A 19,213-nucleotide genomic window follows, 5' to 3' on the forward strand; every position below is an offset into this window, starting at 1 on the left:
TCGCGCCTGGTTAGTCCTAATCGCATTGGAAGCGGCCATGAGCCATTGATGAGCTCGCACCATCACACTTTGGGTTAATGTCACAGCAGATTTTAGTCAATCCTTTCAACTTCACCAGCAATTTTTCGAATTACATTAATTATCAATAATATATGGGGTAAACTTGCATTACCAGTACTCGTCAGAGCAAAATTGCACGCAATTGAAACTTATGAAGCATAACCAAACCGCGAAAAACAAAATAACTGCGCAAGAAACACGTGTTGTGTTATTCAATAAGCCTTTTAACGTACTTACCCAGTTTACCGATCAAGCGGGTCGAAAAACACTGAAAGACTTTATCGATATTCCAGGTGTTTATGCCGCTGGTCGATTGGATAGAGACAGTGAAGGACTATTGGTGTTGACCAATGATGGAAAACTTCAACATAAATTAGCCGATCCTAAGCATAAAACCACAAAGACCTATTGGGTGCAGGTTGATGGTCAAATAACGCCTCAGGCAATAGCGCAACTTGCCGCTGGCGTTGAGCTCAAAGATGGCATGACCTTACCGGCAAAAGTATCCGAAATAGCCGAACCTCAGGTATGGCAACGTGATCCACCGGTGCGGTTTCGCGCCAATATACCCACTTCATGGATATCGTTAACCATCAGCGAAGGTAGAAATAGACAAGTAAGGCGAATGACCGCGGCAGTCGGCTTCCCTACTCTCAGACTGATCCGATACCGTATAGGTAGCTGGACCATCGATGGCATCACCAACGGGGAATACCGACTTTTAAATAAACGGTAAGCGCCCGTTTAATTGTATTTTGTTTAAGACTTGCATGTTCCACTAAAGTGTTTATTTTGCTAGACTTAGCCGCCCTTTTGCCAGTGAGATTAATTCAGCAATATGTCTGTCACATCAAGTACATCTGATTCACAAAACGCTAACAAAAAAGTCATCGTTGGGATGTCTGGAGGCGTTGATTCTTCTGTGGCCACTTATTTGTTATTGCAACAAGGTTATCAGGTCGAAGGTCTTTTCATGAAAAACTGGGAAGAAGATGACGACGATGAATATTGTGCCGCAGCAGAAGATTTAGCCGATGCTCAAGCTGTCGCCGACAAATTGGGTATTGAACTGCACACGATTAATTTTGCAGCCGAGTATTGGGACAACGTGTTTGAATACTTTTTAGATGAGTATCGTGCCGGGCGAACGCCCAATCCCGACATCATGTGTAACAAAGAAATCAAATTCAAAGCCTTTTTAGAATTTGCTGCCGAAGATCTCGGCGCGGATTACATCGCCACGGGTCATTATGTTCGTCGTGCTTATCAAGACGGTCATTGGAAAATGTTACGTGGTCAAGATGACAATAAAGATCAAAGTTACTTTCTCTATACGCTGGGTGAACATCACATTGCCAAAACGTTGTTTCCGGTAGGTGAGATTGAAAAGCCCAAAGTGCGCGAGATTGCCCAACAACAACAATTGATCACCCACGATAAAAAAGACAGTACTGGCATCTGTTTTATTGGTGAACGTAAATTTAAAGATTTCTTATCACGCTATCTTCCGGCGCAACCGGGTAAAATTGAAACGGCCGAAGGCGTTGAAATTGGCGATCATGAAGGACTTATGTTTCATACCCTAGGCCAACGTAAAGGTTTGCACATTGGTGGCATGAAAGAATACGGTGACGAGCCTTGGTATGTGGTTGATAAAGATGTGAAACGCAATGTCTTAATCGTCGGCCAAGGAGCGGATCACCCTGCCCTTTACTCTAAAGGCTTAGTTGCTAACCAATTACATTGGGTTGATAGAACTGGACCTACAGCAGATTTGCGGTGTACGGTAAAAACCCGTTATCGCCAACAAGACATCGACTGCACTTTAACACCTGAGGCAGACGGTACCGTCAAGGTTATTTTTGACCTCCCACAAAAAGCCGTTACCCCCGGTCAATCCGCTGTTTTTTATAACGGCGAAGTTTGTTTGGGTGGCGGCATTATTGAACATTACTTACGCTGAGAATATGGATAACGAATCTGAAAAAAGCATTGCCTTAGCAGGTGTCTGTCAGGCTGCAGCATTAGTGCAATTATACGCAAGAAAAGGACAAGCTCCTGAAACGGCATTTGCGGCTAGCTTGGGTAGTATTATTAACACCAATCCAGCGAGCACCTTAGAGGTATTTGGCACCCTAGCCGATATAGAGCTAGGCATGTCAACTTTGGTTAGCCAATTGGGTAACACACCACTGGAAAAAGATGCCGAAATTACGCGCTATGTTGCCAGCATATTGGGTCTGGAACGCAAGCTAAGCAGACAGTCAGCGAAAATGAATGAACTGGGAGAGCGCATTTCTCAGGTGAACAGGCAATTGGCTCATTTTGATTTATTTGATGAACAAATGATCCAAAACCTTGCCAGTATCTACGTTGATGTCATTAGTCCTGTAGGTCCTAAAATTCAAGTGGCGGGACTGCCTGCCATGCTGCAACAAAACGCGAACCAACACCGAGTTAGAGCCCTACTGCTCGCCGGTGTACGTGCTGCTGTGCTGTGGCGTCAACTGGGCGGGCAACGTCGACAAATTCTATTTGGTCGCAGAAAAATTGTTGCCAACACTCAGGCTTTACAACAACTTATTCATCAATTTTAATAGGAGCGTTTTCATGGAATTGTCTGCATTGACTGCAGTGTCACCCGTAGATGGCCGCTACGGCGAAAAAAGCAAAGCACTAAGGCATTATTTCAGCGAATACGGTTTGCTTAAATACCGCGTATTGGTTGAAGTTCGTTGGTTGCAAAAATTAGCATCGACACCGCAAATAACAGAAGTTCCTGCATTTTCTCCTGACGCAATCCAAAAGCTCGATCAAATTGCCGCTAACTTCAGTGAGCAAGATGCCCTGCGGATTAAGGAGATTGAACGCACTACTAATCACGATGTGAAAGCGGTCGAGTACTTTTTAAAAGAACAAGTGGCAGATCATAGTGAATTACATGCGGTCAATGAATTCATTCACTTTGCATGTACCTCTGAAGACATCAATAACCTATCCCACGCACTGATGCTTAATGAAGCAAGAGAGCAAGTTTTACTGCCTTATTGCGACAAGTTAATCAGTGAAACCAAGCGTTTGGCGATTGATTATCAGCACATTGCCATGATGGCAAGAACTCACGGCCAGCCTGCGTCTCCTACCACTATGGGCAAGGAAATGGCGAATGTGATGCAACGCTTAGCACGTCAACGTCAACAAATTGCCGATGTTAACATTATGGGCAAAATAAACGGCGCTGTGGGCAATTACAACGCGCACATATCGGCTTACCCAGATGTTGACTGGGATGCCTTTTCAGAGTCGTTCGTTACCAGTCTAGGTATTCATTGGAATCAATTTACCACTCAAATTGAGCCCCATGATTATATTGCTGAGCTGTTCGATGCCATCGCAAGATTCAACACCATTTTGATCGATTTTGATAGGGATGTGTGGGGCTATATTGCGTTGGGACATTTCAAACAGCGCACCGTTGCTGGCGAGATTGGCTCATCGACCATGCCACACAAAGTCAACCCAATTGACTTTGAAAACTCTGAAGGAAATTTGGGCTTATCAAACGCTATGTTGCAGCACCTTGCAAGTAAATTACCGGTTTCAAGGTGGCAACGGGATTTGACCGACTCCACGGTATTAAGAAATCTCGGTGTGGGTATGGGGTATGCAGTGATCGCCTATGAATCTACGCTAAAAGGGATCAGTAAATTAGAAGTCAATGAACAAAGCTTGCTTGATGAGTTGAATAACAATTGGGAATTACTCGCCGAGCCTATTCAAACCGTAATGCGTCGCTACGGGATTGAAAAACCCTATGAAAAGTTAAAGGATCTCACCCGCGGTAAAAAAGTCAATCAGGATGCTATCGCGCAGTTTATTGACAACTTAGAGCTGCCTGAAAACGTTAAGCAGCAATTGAAACAGCTCTCCCCAGCCAATTATATTGGCGATGCCATCGAACTTGTCGAGCAACTAAAATAGCGCCCCATTCACTTTACAATAGTGAATAGTTAAGTGCATACGCAGTTATTGCGTATGCACTATGCTCGACGCATGTTGCAGCGCTGTTGTACGACTCTCTGTAAGGTGCTCATGCCCAATCAATTCATCGATTCCCATGCGGGACAGCTTTTCTTTTGTCGCTTTGGACTGCACGACAATAAACACTTCCTTTTTCAATTCCACGGCTTCTTTTATCGCATTCTCAATCGACAGTGAAATTGTATCGTCAAGCATCGAGACGTCAGACAAATCGATAATAAATACTTTGTGATCGGCAATTTGCGCATGTTCTCGGCTTAATGCTTTGGCAACGCCAAAAATCATCGGGCCACTCAAATACACCATGAGTATCTGCCCCTGGGATTCGCGAATGAGTTGTTTTTGTTGCTTGGTTAGCGGGGTTTTATCATCCATGTCGCTGATGGCTTTGATGTTCTTTTCTTGGGTACGGCTGAGCTTGTCGATAGTGATCAGGTTTGCGATAAACACCCCCACCCCAACTGCCACGATCAGATCCACAAATACCGTTAATAACATTACCGCAAACATCACGCCCGTGGATTGAATGGATACCCGATGAGAACGTTTGATGAAACTCCAATCGAGTATATTCATGCCAACCCGAATGGCTATACCCGCTAGCACCGCTAGGGGTATTTGCTCAATTAACTGAGACGCACCAAATACCGCAACGATTAGGAATACAACACGAAATACGCCAGAAAAGGCCGATTTGGCGCCACTTTGAATGTTCACTACCGTGCCCATTGTTGCCCCGGCCCCCGGTAAACCACCGAACAGGCCAGAAAATATATTACCGATCCCTTGACCGATAAGCTCTTTGTCGGATTTGTGTTCGGTGCGAGTAAGGTTATCAGCAATAACAGACGTTAACATTGAATCAATACAGCCAAGCATGCCCAACACCATGCCTTCAATCAGCATTGTTTGTAGTTGCGCACTCGAAAATTCAGGCAGTACAATCGACGGTAAACCAATATTTATTGCCCCGATGCGTTGTATCTCAAACGACGAAAAAAACCAAACCGAAACCAAAGAGACAAGGATTAATGCAATTAAATGTGGCGGAATAACTCGTGTAAATCGCTTCGGCGTAAACAGCAGAATAATCAGCGTAAACACACCCAAAAATAATTCTACTGGATGCCAGTTTTGAAGAATTGAATCAAGCGAAGAAAGTGTTCCCACTACCCCTCCGGGTGGGGCTGCAGAACCGGTAAATGGCGCTAATTGAATTATGATTAATATCAAGCCAATACCTGACATAAACCCCGATATCACGCTATATGGCATTTGGGTAATATAGCGTCCTAACTTGAGCGCGCCAAAGAGGATTTGAAACAAACCGGCCAGCATCACAACAGTGAAGGCCATTGCCTTACCATTTTCTGGATTTTCACCAATCAAAGTGGTCATGACCGTCGCCATCACGACTGTCATCGGTCCAGTAGGCTCAGATATTAAGGTGGAAGTACCACCGAAGATTGCTGCAAACAAGCCAACTAATAAGGCACCATAAATCCCCGCTTCGGCACCAGCACCTGACGCCACACCAAAGGTCAGTGCCATTGGTAGAGAAACGATAGCGGCGGTCATGCCACCAAGTAGATCACCGCGTAAAGAAGCTCGATTAAATTGATTAAATAATGCCACGAAAAATCCAACCAAAATAAAGTTAAAAGTTGGGACGCTTTATACTGATAATGTCTTTATAAGGCAACCAAGAACTGACCTTACCAGTGGTATGCTCAACATCAGCGCTACTTACGCCATCATTCCCCCATCAACAACCACTGTGGTTCCAGTCGTGTAGCTGGATGCATCTGAGACTAAATACAATACCGTTCCAGCCATTTCGTCAGGATCTGCGACACGGCCAAGTGGGATAATTTTAAGCGCTTTTTTAAGAATATTTTCATTGCTGGTTAACGCCGATGCAAATTTAGTATCCGTTAAACCAGGCAACAACGCGTTGCAGCGAATATTAAGACTACCGCACTCTTTCGCAAAGGCTTTGGTCATGCTGATGACGGCAGCTTTGGTTATTGAGTAGATACCTTGCATGTCGCCGGGCGAGAGTCCATTGACCGAGGCTGTATTTAAGATCACCCCACCACCTTGTTGTTTCATCATTTTGCCTGCCGCAATTGACATAAAGAAGTAACCGCGCACATTGACGTCGACCGTTTTTTCGTAAGCTGCCAGGTCAGTATCTAAAATATGGCCAAAGAAAGGATTTGCAGCGGCGTTATTGACCAAAATATCGAGACGCCCAAATTGCGCTTGAATGTGCGCAAAAGTCGATTCAATCTGAGCAAGTTCACCGACATGACAGGCCAGAGCGTGAGCCTTACCGCCGTCATCTCTTATACTTTTAGCAACGGCTTCACAGCCATCAATTTTGCGACTTGAAACGATAACTTCCGCGCCATAGGCGGCCAATAATCTAGCAATTGATTCACCAATACCGCGGCTGGCACCTGTCACCAAGGCAATTTTACCGGTTAAGTCGAATAGATTTTTGTTCATATTACCTCCTTTGCTCAAGCCGTTAATCCGCCATCTAACACCACTGAATGGCCGGTCATAAAACTTGATTCGTCGCTACACAACCATGCTATCGCGCTGGCAATTTCTTCGGGTTTACCTAATCGTTTCATTGGATTAGCAGCCACTAATGTCGCCTTTTGTTTGTCATTCATCTGTGACATGACGTGTTCCACCATGGGGGTTTGGACAAAACTAGGACATACCGCATTTACTCTTATATTTGACTTTGCATACTCAATAGCAACTGATTTGGTTAGCCCAATCACACCGTGTTTTGAAGCACCATAAGCAGATATAGAGGGTGCTCCAGAGGTACCGGCAACGGACGCCAAATTGATAATATGGCCGCCACCGCTTTCCATCATATTGGTTAATAGTTGCTTCATGCAGTACCACACGCCGGTTAGGTTAACGGCGATATTTCGATGGTAGTCTTCATCGGGCACTTCAAGCATGCGCGCTGGGGTGTGATCCACGCCGGCATTATTCAAACCCACATCAATGTTACCAAAAGTCGCAATTGCCGCATGATAAAAGGTCTCTACCGATTCGACATTTGTCACATCGAGCTCATGAAAGGAAACGGTGAGTCCTTGCTCTAATAACGATGCTGCTAACGCTAAACCAGCCTGTTCATTAAGATCACCAAAGAATACTTTGGCATTTCGCGCCGCTAATAGCCTCACAGTGTGCTCACCGATACCAGAGGCGCCACCGGTGATCACAATGTGTTTTTCTGTTACGTCCGCGGCAATCATGATGTGTGATCCACTTTAATCACCAACTTGCCAAAGTTTTCACCGCGGAACAGCATAAGTAAGGTATCGGGAAAAGTCGCTAACCCTTCAACAACGTGTTCTTTAGCAATCAGTTTACCCTGTGCAATCCAGCCCGCCATTTCAGCCGCGGCTTTGGGATAATCCTTGATGTTATCGAATACCACGATCCCTTCCATTCGCGCACGGTTTACCAACAGTGAAAGATAGTTGGAAGGGCCTTTTACTGGCATTGTGTTGTTGTATTGGCTTATTGCGCCACACACCACAATACGCGCTTTCATATTTATTTTGCTGAGCACATCATCAAGAATATCACCACCTACGTTATCAAAGTAAACATCAACACCATTGGGACAGGTCGCCTTTAAGCCTTTTTTAACATCTTGGTTTTTATAATCAATCGCCCCGTCAAAACCCAGTTGTTCGATTAAATATTGACACTTTTCAGTACCGCCGGCGATACCAACAACGTGGCACCCCTTTAATTTTGCTATCTGCCCTACCACAGTGCCCACTGCTCCCGCCGCTCCGGATACCACGACGGTTTCGCCTGCTTTTGGTTGTCCCGTATTAAGCAGCCCAAAGTAAGCCGTCATACCTGGCATACCTAGCACACCTAAATAGCGCTCAAGGGGAGCGAGTTTAGGATCTACTTTGTGCACACCTTTGGTGTCGATCACCGCAAAATCACAAACGCCAAATCCACCAGACACAAAGTCGCCAACGGCAAAATTAGGATCACTGGATTCCAATACTTCGCCCACGCCGCCAGCTCGCATCACCTCTCCAATAGCAACCGGTGGTATATATGACCTTCCCTCGTTCATCCAGCCTCGCATTGCCGGATCAAGTGAGATGTACAGTACTTTTACTTTAATCTGACCGACTGAAAGTGGCGGCAAATCAGTTTCCACATAATCCCAATTATCAGCGGTAGGCGTACCTACAGGTCGTGATGCGAGTAAAAATTGTCTACTTTTCATGTTCCTTTCCTTTTAAAACCAGTCTGCTTGCATGCCACTGCAACTGTCATCAAGTTCGTTCAGTAAAGAGATATCCCGTTGAATAAGAGGAAGCTCCCAATGTATGTAATATTTGGCGGCTTGAATTTTGCCTAAATAATAGTGTTTATCTGCCTGTTCGCAATGTTGTAAGGCAGCCTCCGCAACATTTGCTTGTCGGATCCAAATCCAACTGATCACAATGCTAGAGAAAATGTTCATAAAACACTGGGCATTGGCCAGCAAAGTAGGCTGGTCTTCACTGTGCAATCCCTTAGCGAGCTTCGGGATAAGTCCTTGCAATTCGTTTAAGTAAGGAGACAACGCTGTCACTAATGGTAAACAAAACTCGCCATCAGCCTTGCTGAAGTCCTGCTGCATACGATGTTGCAGTGTGCGCAATCCTGCCCCATTTGCTTGCCACAATTTTCGCGTCAGTAAATCCAAAGCTTGAATCCCATTTGTTCCTTCATGAATCGGATTGAGCCTATTGTCTCGCCAACATTGCTCTACTGGATATTCACGGGTGTATCCAGCGCCACCTAACACCTGAATGGCTAAATCGTTAGCTTTAACCCCAAACTCAGAAGGCCATGCTTTAACCACTGGCGTTAATAAATCGAGCAATTCTTCTGTACTGCGCTTTTCATCTTCAGCGTTCAAGGTGTTAATGTCATCAACTAATCTGGCTGCGTATAGACATAATGAGATTGCCCCTTCGACATACGACTTTTGCGCAAGCAACATGCGCTTAACATCGCCATGATTAATAATCTCAGTCGCCGCATCAGTGGGTGAATTGTGAGGAGGTAGCCGCCCTTGCGTGCGCTCTTTTGCGTATGCTAATGAATATTGATAACCACTGTATCCAATCATTGCGGCGCCAAACCCCACACCGATACGTGCCTCATTCATCATTAAAAACATATAGCGCAAACCTTGATGAGGTTCGCCAACTAAATAGCCATAACAATCGTCGTTCTCTCCAAATGTCAGCGCCGTTGATGTGGTACCTCGATAGCCCAGTTTATGGATGAGACCAGCTAAGGCTACGTCATTCTTCGTCTTTGGGTTACCCTGTTCATCCAATCGGTATTTGGGTACGACAAACAAAGAAATGCCTTTTACTCCGGCTGGCGCCCCTTGTATTTTAGCCAGCACTAAATGCACAATATTTTCAGACAATTGGTGCTCCCCACCAGAGATATAAAGCTTACTGCCTTTCAGTCGGTAACTGCCATCATCAGCAGGTGTAGCCTGAGTGCGAATATCGGCGAGTGATGAGCCTGCGTGAGGTTCAGTTAAGGCCATTGTGCCGGTAAATTCGCCACTTAACATTCGCGGCATAAATTGTTCGACTAACGTTGGTGAAGCAAAATTTCGGATCACATTGGCTGCCGCTACGGTCAAAAAAGGATAGCCTGCTGTAGATGGGTTAGCGGCCATGAAAAAGCCTGAACAGGCCATCATGATACTTTCTGGAAGCTGCATACCACCTTCATCAAAATCGTAGCGACCGGCCATAAAACCAGCGGCAGAATAAGCATCAAAGGCATGCTTAACTTCTTCAATCATGTGGACATTTTGACCATCATATGTCGGCTCTTGACTGTCCGCTTTGGCATTATGATTTGCAAACTTTTCAGTAGCGATCTTATCTGCTGTATTCAAAATGGCATCAAAGGTGTCTTTACTATGTTCCGAAAACCGCTCGCGGGCGAGTAAGGCTTCTGTATCTAAAACCTCATACAGTTGAAAAGGTAATTCTTTGGGGTTAATCAGTGGTTGGATCATCGACAAAGCCTTCAGCAATTAGATTAATACAGGTTTAGGATCACATATTTATACCTGACCGCTAATTGTCTCTATCGACATTATAATGGTGAATATCGCCACCCATTCATAACTGTGATAACCTCCAAACACTGTTCTTTATTGGTCGGTTATATTCTATGCATGTGGTGACAATTTTAGGCTTTGATCAGGCATACGCCAGTGCCATTACAGGCGCCTTAGATTTGTTTGCATTAGCAGGCGTGACTTGGCAACGAATGCAAGGTCAAGCGCCACAGCAAATATTCAAAGTACAATTGGCTTCAATCGGCAATAAGCCAATTGAATGTATCAATCATGTCACCATTCAAAGTCAATTGGCGATTGAAAATGTTGACCATACTGATATTTTGATTGTCCCCACTATAGGCGGCAAGCCTGAAGAAGTGCTCAGCAACAATCGCAATTTATTGCCTTTTATCCAACATTTTTATGACACCGGAGCTGATATTGCTAGCAATTGCAGTGGTGCATTTTTTCTTGCCGAATCAGGCATTTTGGATAATAAACAAGCCACAACCCATTGGGGATATGCTGAATTGTTTGAACAGCGCTACCCTTGTGTGGCACTCAATTCTAACCAGTTGATTACCCAAGATGGCTCGATATACTGCTCTGGTGGTGGCATGGCTTGGTTTGATCTAACCTTGCTTTTAATTGAGCGTTATTGTGGCCATGATGTTGCCAGTAACACCGCAAAAGCGCATGTGATGGATTTATCAAGAGGCAGTCAGGCGGCTTATGCACAACTACGGAGTAAAAAATATCATCAAGATCAGGAAGTGTTGTTACTGCAAGAATGGTTAGAAAATCATTACTCACAAGCTATCACATTGGCGCAATTGGCTAAACGCGTAAGTATGACCCCTCGCACGCTTTTGCGCAGATTTAAAGCCGCTACTGAACAAACGCCTTTTGCCTATTTACAGTCGATAAGGGTGGAAGCCGCGAAAAAGATACTAGAGACTCAGAGCGTCTCATTGGAAGCGATGACTAACGCGGTGGGTTATGAAGATCTCAGTTCCTTTACCCGCTTATTCAAGTCCGTCACGGGATTATCGCCTAGTCAATATCGTAAAAAATTCATTCGATAATGCATTTTAGATTTTAAACTGTGTCAACTTTGTTAAGATACACAAGTTAGTGTAAAAACGATAATCGACAACACTAATCTGGACCTTTAAAAGGTTTGATATAGGACACATACACGGTGCTCACTTCCCCACGATGAGAAGTAGCACTGACAACACACATACGATCCAAACTTTATCGGTGAAACTATGACAACGTTTAACAAAGCCGCGCTAGCGATATGCATTAGTACCGCACTGTGTGGGCAAACCGCCTTTGCACAAGAGTCTGCCACTCCACAAAACAAAGATCGTGGATTAGAGCAAATTACAGTTACCGCACAAAAAAGAACGCAAAGTATCCAAGAAGTTCCGATTTCGATTGCCACGCTAAGTGGTGAGCGATTCGAAAGCATGTTTGCAGGTGGAGAAGATATTCTTGCTCTGGCGGTGCGTGTTCCTGGTTTATATGCAGAAACATCCAATGGTCGTGTTGCTCCTCGATTCTATATTCGTGGTCTGGGGAATACCGACTTTGATTTGGCCGCATCACAGCCTGTCTCTATTGTGATGGATGATGTCGTTAAAGAAAACGTAATTTTAAAGAGCTTCCCACTATTTGATGTTCAACAAGTAGAAGTTATCCGTGGTCCTCAAGGCACCTTGTTTGGTCGTAACACCACCGCTGGGATCATAAAATTTGATTCTGTAAAACCTTCTGACGATTTTGATGCTTATGTCAAATTAGGGGTAGGTAACCTAGGTACACTGAATTTTGAAGCTGCAGTGGGCGGTGAATTGGCGGATAATCTTTCAGGTCGATTCTCAGTTTTATCTCAAGATAGAGATGATTGGATTGACAATGCCTACACAGGTGAAAACGACGCCATGGGTGGCTTTGATGAAAAAGCGTGGCGTGGTCAATTATTATTTGCTCCAAGCGACGACTTTTCAGCACTGTTAAATGTGCATGGTCGTGAACTAGACGGCACAGCCTCAATGTTCAGAGCGAACGTGTTTACCAAGGGCAGCAACAACCTCAACGGCAATTTTGACCGTGATGTGGTTTATTATGATGGAGACCTCCAAGGTGACGGTCCTGATAACAACCCTCAATCATACGAAAACTATGGCGCTTCATTGAAATTGGAGTTCGGTCTGGACGGTATGTCGTTGACCAGTATTACCGCCATTGAACAAGCAGAAGGTTCTAGTTTAGGTGATATCGATGGTGGTGTTGTGCTTAATGAGCCTGCTGACATCAATGGTGATGGCAGTCTAGAGACAACCTTCCCTGGTAACATCGCGTTCCCTGCTGTGACCCAAGATAATCTAGATGATTTAGAGCAATTCACACAAGAAATTCGATTAGCCAGTGAAACCGGCGATGCCATGAGTTGGCAAGTAGGTTATTTTTACTACGACTCTTCGTTCAATGTGACCAGCATCGATGGTTTCTTTGGTGCTACAACAGTATTCCATGAAAACACAACTTGGGCAGTATTTGGTCAAACATCCTATGACGTTAATGACAAATTAAATATTACTGGTGGACTACGTTACACCTACGACGAAAAAAGTCTCATGGTGGGTGAACAAAACGTAGATGGATTTGCCTTGGTAATTGGCGCTGCGTCGGTTCAGGATTACGAAGATATCAACGTTGACGATGGACAAGTTAGTTGGGAATTAAGCGCAAATTATAAATTAGACGCTGATACCTCTGTATTTGCCCGTTTGGCCAATGGCTTTAGAGCGCAGACAATTCAAGGTCGTGATGTCGCCTTTGAAGGTAATCCTTCGGTAGCAGAAGCGGAAACCATTAACTCGTTTGAATTGGGTTTTAAATCAGACTTACTTGATGACACTTTACGCTTAAATGCAGCTATGTTCTATTACCAAATCGACGACGTACAATTCTCGGCTATCGGTGGTGGTGCTAACAATACTGCTCTGGTAAATGCGGATAAAGGTGTAGGCTACGGGTTCGAAATTGACGCTGAGTATTTAGTCAATGAATTCGTTACTCTGACAGCCGGATATAGCTACAACAATACCGAGATTCAAGACGATACACTTACCGTATTGCCTTGTGGCAGCAATCCTGACTTTGCATTTACAGGAAACTGCACAGTCAATGATCCACGTCCGGATGGATACCGCGCGGTTATCGATGGTAACCCTTTCCCACAAGCACCTGAAACCATCTTCAACTTCACTGCGCGCTATGCAACTCCAGTTGGCGATGATGGAGAATTCTTCGTATTTACCGATTGGGCATTCCAAGGTGAGACCAGCTTGTTTTTGTACGACTCAATTGAATATACCGTCGACGATAACTTCGAAGGTGGGCTACGAATTGGTTACGAAAACTATGCACACAATTACAGCATTGCCTTTTTCGGTCGTAATATAACCGATGAAGAAAATGTCAAAGGTGGTGTCGATTTCAATAACCTAACCGGTATCGTCAATCAACCTCGCATCTTCGGCATTGAGGCGAAAGTTAGCTTCTACTAATCCTAGAAACTCCCCCACTGCCAAGCGAAATCGCGTGTGCAGTGATGACATATCAAAGGCTGGGAAATTATTCTCAGCCTTTTTTTATGTTTAAAAAACATACCCAAATATAACTTCGAGGCTTTGTTATTCGAATCGATGAAATGCATCCTAAACTTAAGAAAAAAGCCCCGTCCAGCAAAACCCAAACAGGTTATCTACGCTTGCTTTGTGGTGCAAATAACATTTAACTATTGTATGTTTATTGCACACAACATCACTTTAATTAACAGTGATGGCCAAGCAGGGTGTTGTGGAAATAGCCAAAAATAATAAAGGAGTCATTATGGTGTCTTACTCAAGCACCCAAGCTAGACGGTCTTTTCTTAAGCATTTAGGCGCAGGTGCGGCCTTGATTAGTGCGCTTCCATTAAGCGCGATGGCAACGACAGGTAACGCCACTATCTTGCCATTTCGCCAAGGTGCTAAGTCGTTATCACTGCATTTCAATGAAAACTCATTGGGCATGTCTCCCAAGGCTTTATCTGCAGCGCAACGTGCTGTAGCGCTTTTGGGTAACCGTTACCCTGATGATGCTTATGATAATTTCAAATTAAAACTCGCTAAACATCATCAAATCGCTCCTGATCAACTGCTCTTTGGCAATGGCTCTACTGAGGTTATCCAAGCTGTGGTAACTCACATGGCACAACAAAATGCAGTGGTAATAGAGCCTACACCTACATTTGGAGCTTTACGTTTTTATGCCCAAGCTGAAAACCTAAAGGTGATCCAAATTCCTCTAGTAAAACATTTCGAAATGGACATAACTGCGTTAAAAAAAGCGGCTTCTGCGGTTAAAGGGCCCGTGCTGATTAATTTGTGTAATCCGAACAATCCGACTGGCAACATCGTGCATCATCAGGTGTTAACCGAATGGATCACATCAGCTCCCGAACACCACGTTTTTTTACTCGATGAAGCTTATTACGATTACGCAAAAAACCATCCCCATTATCGCAGCGGCTTAGAGCTTATCAAAAAAGACATGGATAACGTTGTGATTAGTCGTACTTTTTCAAAGGTCCATGGCATGGCTGGCATGCGGATCGGCTATGGCATTGCCACTCGTAACATGGCTACTCAGATCAATCCCTTTGCGGCTCGCTTTAATTTAAATATAGGCGGATTAGCAGCCGCCGATGCAGCCCTTGACGATAAAACCTTCTATCAGCAGAGTCTAGAAGCTAATGCACAATCAAAACGCCTTCTCACTCAAACCTTGCTGGAATTAGAGTTGCCCTATGTTGATAGTCATACCAATTTTGTGTTGCATAAAATTAATACACCACTGGCTGAATATAGCAGACGCATGGGCCGCAATGGCATACGAGTGGGTCGAAAAATGACTGAAAATGATCATTGGAATCGCATTTCTTTGGGCACACCTGATGAAATGCTAGCATTTTGTAAAACCCTGCGCGCGTTTAGACAGCACAAATGGGTCTAATTAACCTAAAACCTGGATAGTTAACCTGAACTCTGGATAATAAGGACCCTTCAATAACGCCCTTTTTCGCTTATCTGACTTTACGTTTTCGCACGTAAAAGACTAGCTATTACGTGCGAAAACTCGCCTTGATAATCACAAAAATTGCATCATTGATGTGCTTTTATGATTCGTTTTTACTTATTCTTACTAACACCTTGAAATACATATGTAATATCTAGTTGCTCGACACATCTTATTTTTCAGCTAAGGTTAATAATATTTAAACCCTAATCCACATATAAAAAATCCCGCCGAAGCGGGATTTTGTATATCAATTCTATACGCTTATTTTCGCGAATAACGCACCAAGCCGATCAACCCAACGAGCATTAGTAATGCCGTGGGTACATTGGGAATGGTCACTTGGGTATTATCGATAAAACCGATAGTGACATAGCCGCCAAACGCCCAAACGGTATTGTTAAAATCAAATGCTAAAGATTCACCGTCAAAACCTAAATCGGTATTTTCAACACCTGTCACATTTGAAATAACAGTAAATGCGACTTCATCAAACAGTCCAGCTAAGAAAGTAAGATCTAAATACTCTCCCGCTTCTGCAAAGAATACGTCTCCACCGATATTTTCAATTTGGACCGTATTTGCACCAATTCCAACTTCAAACCGATCACTACCCATTAACTGTAATAAAAACTCTTCAGAGTTATCTACGACCGTAGTAGTGCTAGCATCACAATTGTATATAAACGACGGTTCAATACTGCAGGAAACATCCGTTCCGATAAAGGATGCATGAGCATTGATGCTCATGAACGCAATACACACCGCACTTAACCACTTTTTCATTACTACCTCGATAGACTAATTCCCACGGTTGCCACAATAGCAAATTATCAACATTTATCCCAGCATGAAAATGTATACCTATGTATAAATCATTGTTATTTCTCCCCTATTTGTTACTTGGTTGCAAGACCTTTAATGCGCTGAACGTCTTTACTCACCTGTGATGGGTCGAACATGCACTTTGTTATAAAAATGTAAATCGATTTGCTTTGCTAAATAGTGTTTAGCATTGTTTCATCTATACTAAGGATAGGATTTAGTCCTAATTGAGGCTATTCGATATAGGTTTGCAACCGCTCAATCTCAATTAAGGCTCAAAATATATAGTCATACTCAGGATCTGAATCGGCCCCATAATTGCTATAACGTTAGTTGGGCCTTCAATATCGCAGATGAGTCTGAGTAAAACAGGGAACACAAAAGCGAAAATGCCCGTATGAGTGCAAAACCTGCTGAATATCAAGATAAATGCCCACTTATGGTGAAACTAAATACACTATATTATGTAATTTTATTACATAAAATATTCACACGCAGGAGGTAACTGCTGTATAATTGAGCAATTACTGTAATTTAAATACCTTTTAACCGCCTTTTAGGAGGACCCATGAGCTTCAAAAAACTTTATCTTAAATCTAAACCTGTATGCAAAGTAACCTTTAAACTTTCCAAAGAGGAAGCTAAAAACGCTGAAAAAGTGCGTGTCATTGGTGACTTCAACGATTGGGATTTATCATCAGCGCCGATGAAAAAATTAAAAAATGGCAGTTTTTCAGCGACAGTCGAACTTCCAAAAGATGCTGAATACCAGTTCCGTTATTTACTGGATGATGAAAAGTGGGAAAATGATTGGAATGCTGACGCCTATGTTACTTCCCCTGTATCTTTTGACGATAATTCAGTGGTTGCGGTATAAGCATTATTGAGGTGCTAACGAACTCGCATAAACAAAAAAGGCAGCATAAATTTGCTGCCTTTTCATTTCTATCCAGCCCTTACAAAGCGGCTTCAAGCTGCGGAAGAATGTCAAACAAATCTCCCACCAGGCCGTAGTCAGCGACTTGGAAAATGGGGGCTTCTTCGTCTTTGTTGATTGCGACAATAATTTTCGAATCTTTCATGCCCGCCAAATGTTGTATTGCACCGGAGATCCCCACAGCGATATATAACTGCGGAGCGACAATTTTACCGGTTTGCCCCACTTGCATATCGTTTGGCACAAAACCAGCGTCTACTGCAGCGCGTGACGCTCCAATGGCAGCACCTAGCTTATCAGCGATACCTTCAAGCAACGCAAAGTTCTCGCCATTCCCCATACCACGACCACCAGAGATTATAACTTCAGCAGCGGTCAGTTCTGGTCTTTCTGATTTTGTCAGCTCAGCACTGACAAACGCTGAATTTTCTAATGGTTTAGTAATATCACAGTTAACAACGTCGGCAGCGCCGTTTTCTTCTGCCGCATCAAAAGCAGACGCTCGCACTGTAATAACTTTCTTAGTATCGCTGCTTTGCACAGTGGCAATTGCATTACCAGCATAAATAGGACGTACAAAGGTATCTGCAGATTCAACTGCAATCACATCGGAAATTTGCGCTACATCTAATAACGCCGCAACACGGGGCATGAAGTTTTTACCCGTGGTAGTTGCTGCCGCTGCGATATGGGAATAATCGCCAGCAAGTTCAACCACAAGCGCGCTGATGTTTTCCGCTAATTGATGTTCATAATCGGCATGATCTGCAAGCAAAACTTTACTTACACCGTCAATTTTTGCCGCCTGAGCTGCCACTTCTGAACAGCCACTTCCCGCCACAAGTATGTGAACGTCTGAAGCCAACTTGCTGGCCGCAGTGACCAATTTATGAGTCTCAGACTTTAAATGCTGATTGTCATGCTCCGCATAGATTAAAACTGCCATTAGATCACCTTCGCTTCTGATTTTAATTTCTCTACAAGTTCAGCAACATCTGCTACTTTTACGCCACCTTTACGTTGTGCTGGCGGTTCGACTTTGAGTGTTTTGACATTTGAGGTTAAGTTGACGCCATAATCGGCCGCGGCTTTAACATCCAAAGGTTTGCGTTTCGCTTTCATGATGTTAGGCAAGGTTGCATAACGCGGCTCATTCAAGCGCAAGTCAGTGGTGATAACCGCTGGCATTGAAAGTGATACCGTTTGCAAGCCACCGTCGATTTCGCGGGTAACCTGCACTTTGCCGTCTGCAACTTCAACAACAGAGGCAAAGGTTCCTTGCGGCATGCCTGTTAGCGCAGCTAGCATCTGTCCTGTTTGATTATTATCAGAATCAATACTTTGCTTACCAAGGATAACCAGTCCAGGTTGCTCTTCAGCAACGACTTTGCTCAATAATTTTGCTACTTGCAATGAATCTAAAGAGTCCGCCGTATCAATTTGTAAACCGCGATCAGCACCTAAGGCAAGCGCGGTACGTATTTGTTCCTGACAGGCTTTGTCACCTATAGAGACCACTACGATTTCAGTGGCGATGCCTTTTTCTTTTAATCTCACCGCTTCTTCCACTGCAATTTCGCAAAACGGGTTAATTGACATCTTGGTATTGGTTAAATCAACAGCCGTGTTATCTGCCTTCACACGCACTTTAACGTTGTAATCGATGGCGCGTTTTACCGGCACTAAAATTTTCATATTTACCTCTATCGGATAGTAAGTGTCGATGACAAAAAGCGATCTCGTTGAGGTCACTTTTGTAGGGTGGCGTAAATTTACTGGGTGTTGACGTAAGCGTCAACCAACACAACGCAACTGATATTTTTTTATGCGCCAACATTTGTCTACGGATCATACGTTATAAAATCCATTTAAGGTTAGTTTTTTGTGTGGTAGGGTTGGCAAAATTTTATGATTATCCGGCATCTTAGGCAATTCGCTTGTACCAAGTTTATAGCGCACTACAATATTGTTTTATATACTATTTTCAGTAGTTTATTAGTGGTTATAATGGGGTTAAAAAAATTCGAACCGTCTATATAAACTATGAATGTATATATAGCTTT

Annotated in this window: 16 protein-coding genes; 8 read left to right on the top strand and 8 right to left on the bottom strand. The window is 43.7% G+C overall.

What is annotated here, in order from left to right:
- Positions 1-211 precede the first annotated feature (211 nt).
- The 4 genes from ABD036_RS01520 (at position 212) to purB (ending at position 4,041) form a co-directional block, all read left to right on the top strand.
- Positions 212-796 carry an rRNA large subunit pseudouridine synthase E gene (locus ABD036_RS01520; protein ID WP_343855895.1) on the top strand — a complete coding sequence of 195 codons (585 nt, stop codon included), beginning with the start codon at positions 212-214 and terminating at the stop codon, positions 794-796.
- A 102-nt stretch (positions 797-898) separates the two neighbouring features.
- Complete coding sequence (gene mnmA / locus ABD036_RS01525; protein WP_343855898.1) at positions 899-2,023, top strand: tRNA 2-thiouridine(34) synthase MnmA; 1,125 nt, start codon at positions 899-901, stop codon at positions 2,021-2,023.
- Between the two features lie 4 nt (positions 2,024-2,027).
- Entirely contained in the window at positions 2,028-2,657 is a 630-nt protein-coding gene (gene hflD, locus ABD036_RS01530; protein ID WP_343856545.1) for a high frequency lysogenization protein HflD, read from the top strand.
- Positions 2,658-2,670: 13 nt separating this feature from the next.
- A complete protein-coding gene (gene purB / locus ABD036_RS01535) occupies positions 2,671-4,041 on the top strand; it encodes an adenylosuccinate lyase (RefSeq protein ID WP_343855900.1) in 1,371 nt (456 codons plus the stop codon).
- A 45-nt stretch (positions 4,042-4,086) separates the two neighbouring features.
- Here purB and ABD036_RS01540 read toward each other — a convergent pair whose 3' ends face one another.
- The 5 genes from ABD036_RS01540 to ABD036_RS01560 all read right to left on the bottom strand — a co-directional run bounded on the left by ABD036_RS01540 (position 4,087) and on the right by ABD036_RS01560 (position 10,207).
- Positions 4,087-5,736, bottom strand: a complete 1,650-nt coding sequence (locus tag ABD036_RS01540; protein WP_343855902.1) for a SulP family inorganic anion transporter — start codon at positions 5,734-5,736, stop codon at positions 4,087-4,089.
- Between the two features lie 111 nt (positions 5,737-5,847).
- Positions 5,848-6,612: an SDR family oxidoreductase gene (locus ABD036_RS01545; protein ID WP_343855903.1), complete on the bottom strand. Its 765-nt coding sequence runs from the start codon at positions 6,610-6,612 to the stop codon at positions 5,848-5,850.
- Between the two features lie 14 nt (positions 6,613-6,626).
- Positions 6,627-7,391: an SDR family NAD(P)-dependent oxidoreductase gene (locus ABD036_RS01550; protein WP_343855904.1), complete on the bottom strand. Its 765-nt coding sequence runs from the start codon at positions 7,389-7,391 to the stop codon at positions 6,627-6,629.
- Positions 7,388-8,395: an NADP-dependent oxidoreductase gene (locus tag ABD036_RS01555; protein WP_343855906.1), complete on the bottom strand. Its 1,008-nt coding sequence runs from the start codon at positions 8,393-8,395 to the stop codon at positions 7,388-7,390. Before ABD036_RS01555 ends, ABD036_RS01550 begins: the two co-directional genes overlap by 4 nt.
- A gap of 12 nt (positions 8,396-8,407) precedes the next feature.
- Positions 8,408-10,207, bottom strand: coding sequence for an acyl-CoA dehydrogenase (locus ABD036_RS01560; RefSeq protein ID WP_343855907.1), 1,800 nt, complete (start codon positions 10,205-10,207; stop codon positions 8,408-8,410).
- Between the two features lie 158 nt (positions 10,208-10,365).
- Here ABD036_RS01560 and ABD036_RS01565 point away from each other — a divergent pair, with 158 nt between their 5' ends.
- From ABD036_RS01565 to ABD036_RS01575, 3 genes are all read left to right on the top strand, one after another.
- Complete coding sequence (locus ABD036_RS01565) at positions 10,366-11,340, top strand: GlxA family transcriptional regulator (protein ID WP_343855908.1); 975 nt, start codon at positions 10,366-10,368, stop codon at positions 11,338-11,340.
- 186 nt (positions 11,341-11,526) lie between these two features.
- Positions 11,527-13,836 carry a TonB-dependent receptor gene (locus tag ABD036_RS01570; protein WP_343855909.1) on the top strand — a complete coding sequence of 770 codons (2,310 nt, stop codon included), beginning with the start codon at positions 11,527-11,529 and terminating at the stop codon, positions 13,834-13,836.
- A gap of 325 nt (positions 13,837-14,161) precedes the next feature.
- On the top strand, positions 14,162-15,325 hold the full coding sequence (locus tag ABD036_RS01575) for a pyridoxal phosphate-dependent aminotransferase (protein ID WP_343855911.1): 1,164 nt from the start codon (positions 14,162-14,164) through the stop codon (positions 15,323-15,325).
- 327 nt (positions 15,326-15,652) lie between these two features.
- On the opposite strand, the gene ABD036_RS01580 is transcribed toward ABD036_RS01575, so the two are convergent.
- The gene (locus ABD036_RS01580) at positions 15,653-16,174 is read right to left on the bottom strand and encodes a hypothetical protein (protein ID WP_343855912.1); all 522 of its coding nucleotides are present in this window, start codon (positions 16,172-16,174) and stop codon (positions 15,653-15,655) included.
- A 607-nt stretch (positions 16,175-16,781) separates the two neighbouring features.
- Here ABD036_RS01580 and ABD036_RS01585 point away from each other — a divergent pair.
- Positions 16,782-17,090, top strand: coding sequence for an isoamylase early set domain-containing protein (locus ABD036_RS01585; protein ID WP_343855913.1), 309 nt, complete (start codon positions 16,782-16,784; stop codon positions 17,088-17,090).
- Positions 17,091-17,169: 79 nt separating this feature from the next.
- On the opposite strand, the gene ABD036_RS01590 is transcribed toward ABD036_RS01585, so the two are convergent.
- Both ABD036_RS01590 and ABD036_RS01595 read right to left on the bottom strand, forming a co-directional pair.
- Entirely contained in the window at positions 17,170-18,096 is a 927-nt protein-coding gene (locus ABD036_RS01590) for an electron transfer flavoprotein subunit alpha/FixB family protein (RefSeq protein WP_343855914.1), read from the bottom strand.
- On the bottom strand, positions 18,096-18,845 hold the full coding sequence (locus tag ABD036_RS01595) for an electron transfer flavoprotein subunit beta/FixA family protein (protein WP_343855915.1): 750 nt from the start codon (positions 18,843-18,845) through the stop codon (positions 18,096-18,098). The genes ABD036_RS01590 and ABD036_RS01595 overlap by 1 nt, the downstream gene beginning before the upstream one ends.
- Positions 18,846-19,213 lie beyond the last annotated feature (368 nt).

Origin of the sequence: Aliiglaciecola litoralis, from assembly GCF_039523355.1 — a bacterium.
Classification (GTDB): Bacteria; Pseudomonadota; Gammaproteobacteria; order Enterobacterales; family Alteromonadaceae; genus Aliiglaciecola; species Aliiglaciecola litoralis.

Coding starts and splice junctions, on each gene's coding strand:
- ABD036_RS01520 (WP_343855895.1), top strand. CDS start 212: ATGAAGCATAACCAAACCGCGAAAAACAAAATAACTGCGCAAGAAACA.
- mnmA (WP_343855898.1), top strand. CDS start 899: ATGTCTGTCACATCAAGTACATCTGATTCACAAAACGCTAACAAAAAA.
- hflD (WP_343856545.1), top strand. CDS start 2,028: ATGGATAACGAATCTGAAAAAAGCATTGCCTTAGCAGGTGTCTGTCAG.
- purB (WP_343855900.1), top strand. CDS start 2,671: ATGGAATTGTCTGCATTGACTGCAGTGTCACCCGTAGATGGCCGCTAC.
- ABD036_RS01545 (WP_343855903.1), bottom strand. CDS start 6,612: ATGAACAAAAATCTATTCGACTTAACCGGTAAAATTGCCTTGGTGACA.
- ABD036_RS01550 (WP_343855904.1), bottom strand. CDS start 7,391: ATGATTGCCGCGGACGTAACAGAAAAACACATTGTGATCACCGGTGGC.
- ABD036_RS01555 (WP_343855906.1), bottom strand. CDS start 8,395: ATGAAAAGTAGACAATTTTTACTCGCATCACGACCTGTAGGTACGCCT.
- ABD036_RS01560 (WP_343855907.1), bottom strand. CDS start 10,207: ATGATCCAACCACTGATTAACCCCAAAGAATTACCTTTTCAACTGTAT.
- ABD036_RS01565 (WP_343855908.1), top strand. CDS start 10,366: ATGCATGTGGTGACAATTTTAGGCTTTGATCAGGCATACGCCAGTGCC.
- ABD036_RS01570 (WP_343855909.1), top strand. CDS start 11,527: ATGACAACGTTTAACAAAGCCGCGCTAGCGATATGCATTAGTACCGCA.
- ABD036_RS01575 (WP_343855911.1), top strand. CDS start 14,162: ATGGTGTCTTACTCAAGCACCCAAGCTAGACGGTCTTTTCTTAAGCAT.
- ABD036_RS01580 (WP_343855912.1), bottom strand. CDS start 16,174: ATGAAAAAGTGGTTAAGTGCGGTGTGTATTGCGTTCATGAGCATCAAT.
- ABD036_RS01585 (WP_343855913.1), top strand. CDS start 16,782: ATGAGCTTCAAAAAACTTTATCTTAAATCTAAACCTGTATGCAAAGTA.
- ABD036_RS01590 (WP_343855914.1), bottom strand. CDS start 18,096: ATGGCAGTTTTAATCTATGCGGAGCATGACAATCAGCATTTAAAGTCT.
- ABD036_RS01595 (WP_343855915.1), bottom strand. CDS start 18,845: ATGAAAATTTTAGTGCCGGTAAAACGCGCCATCGATTACAACGTTAAA.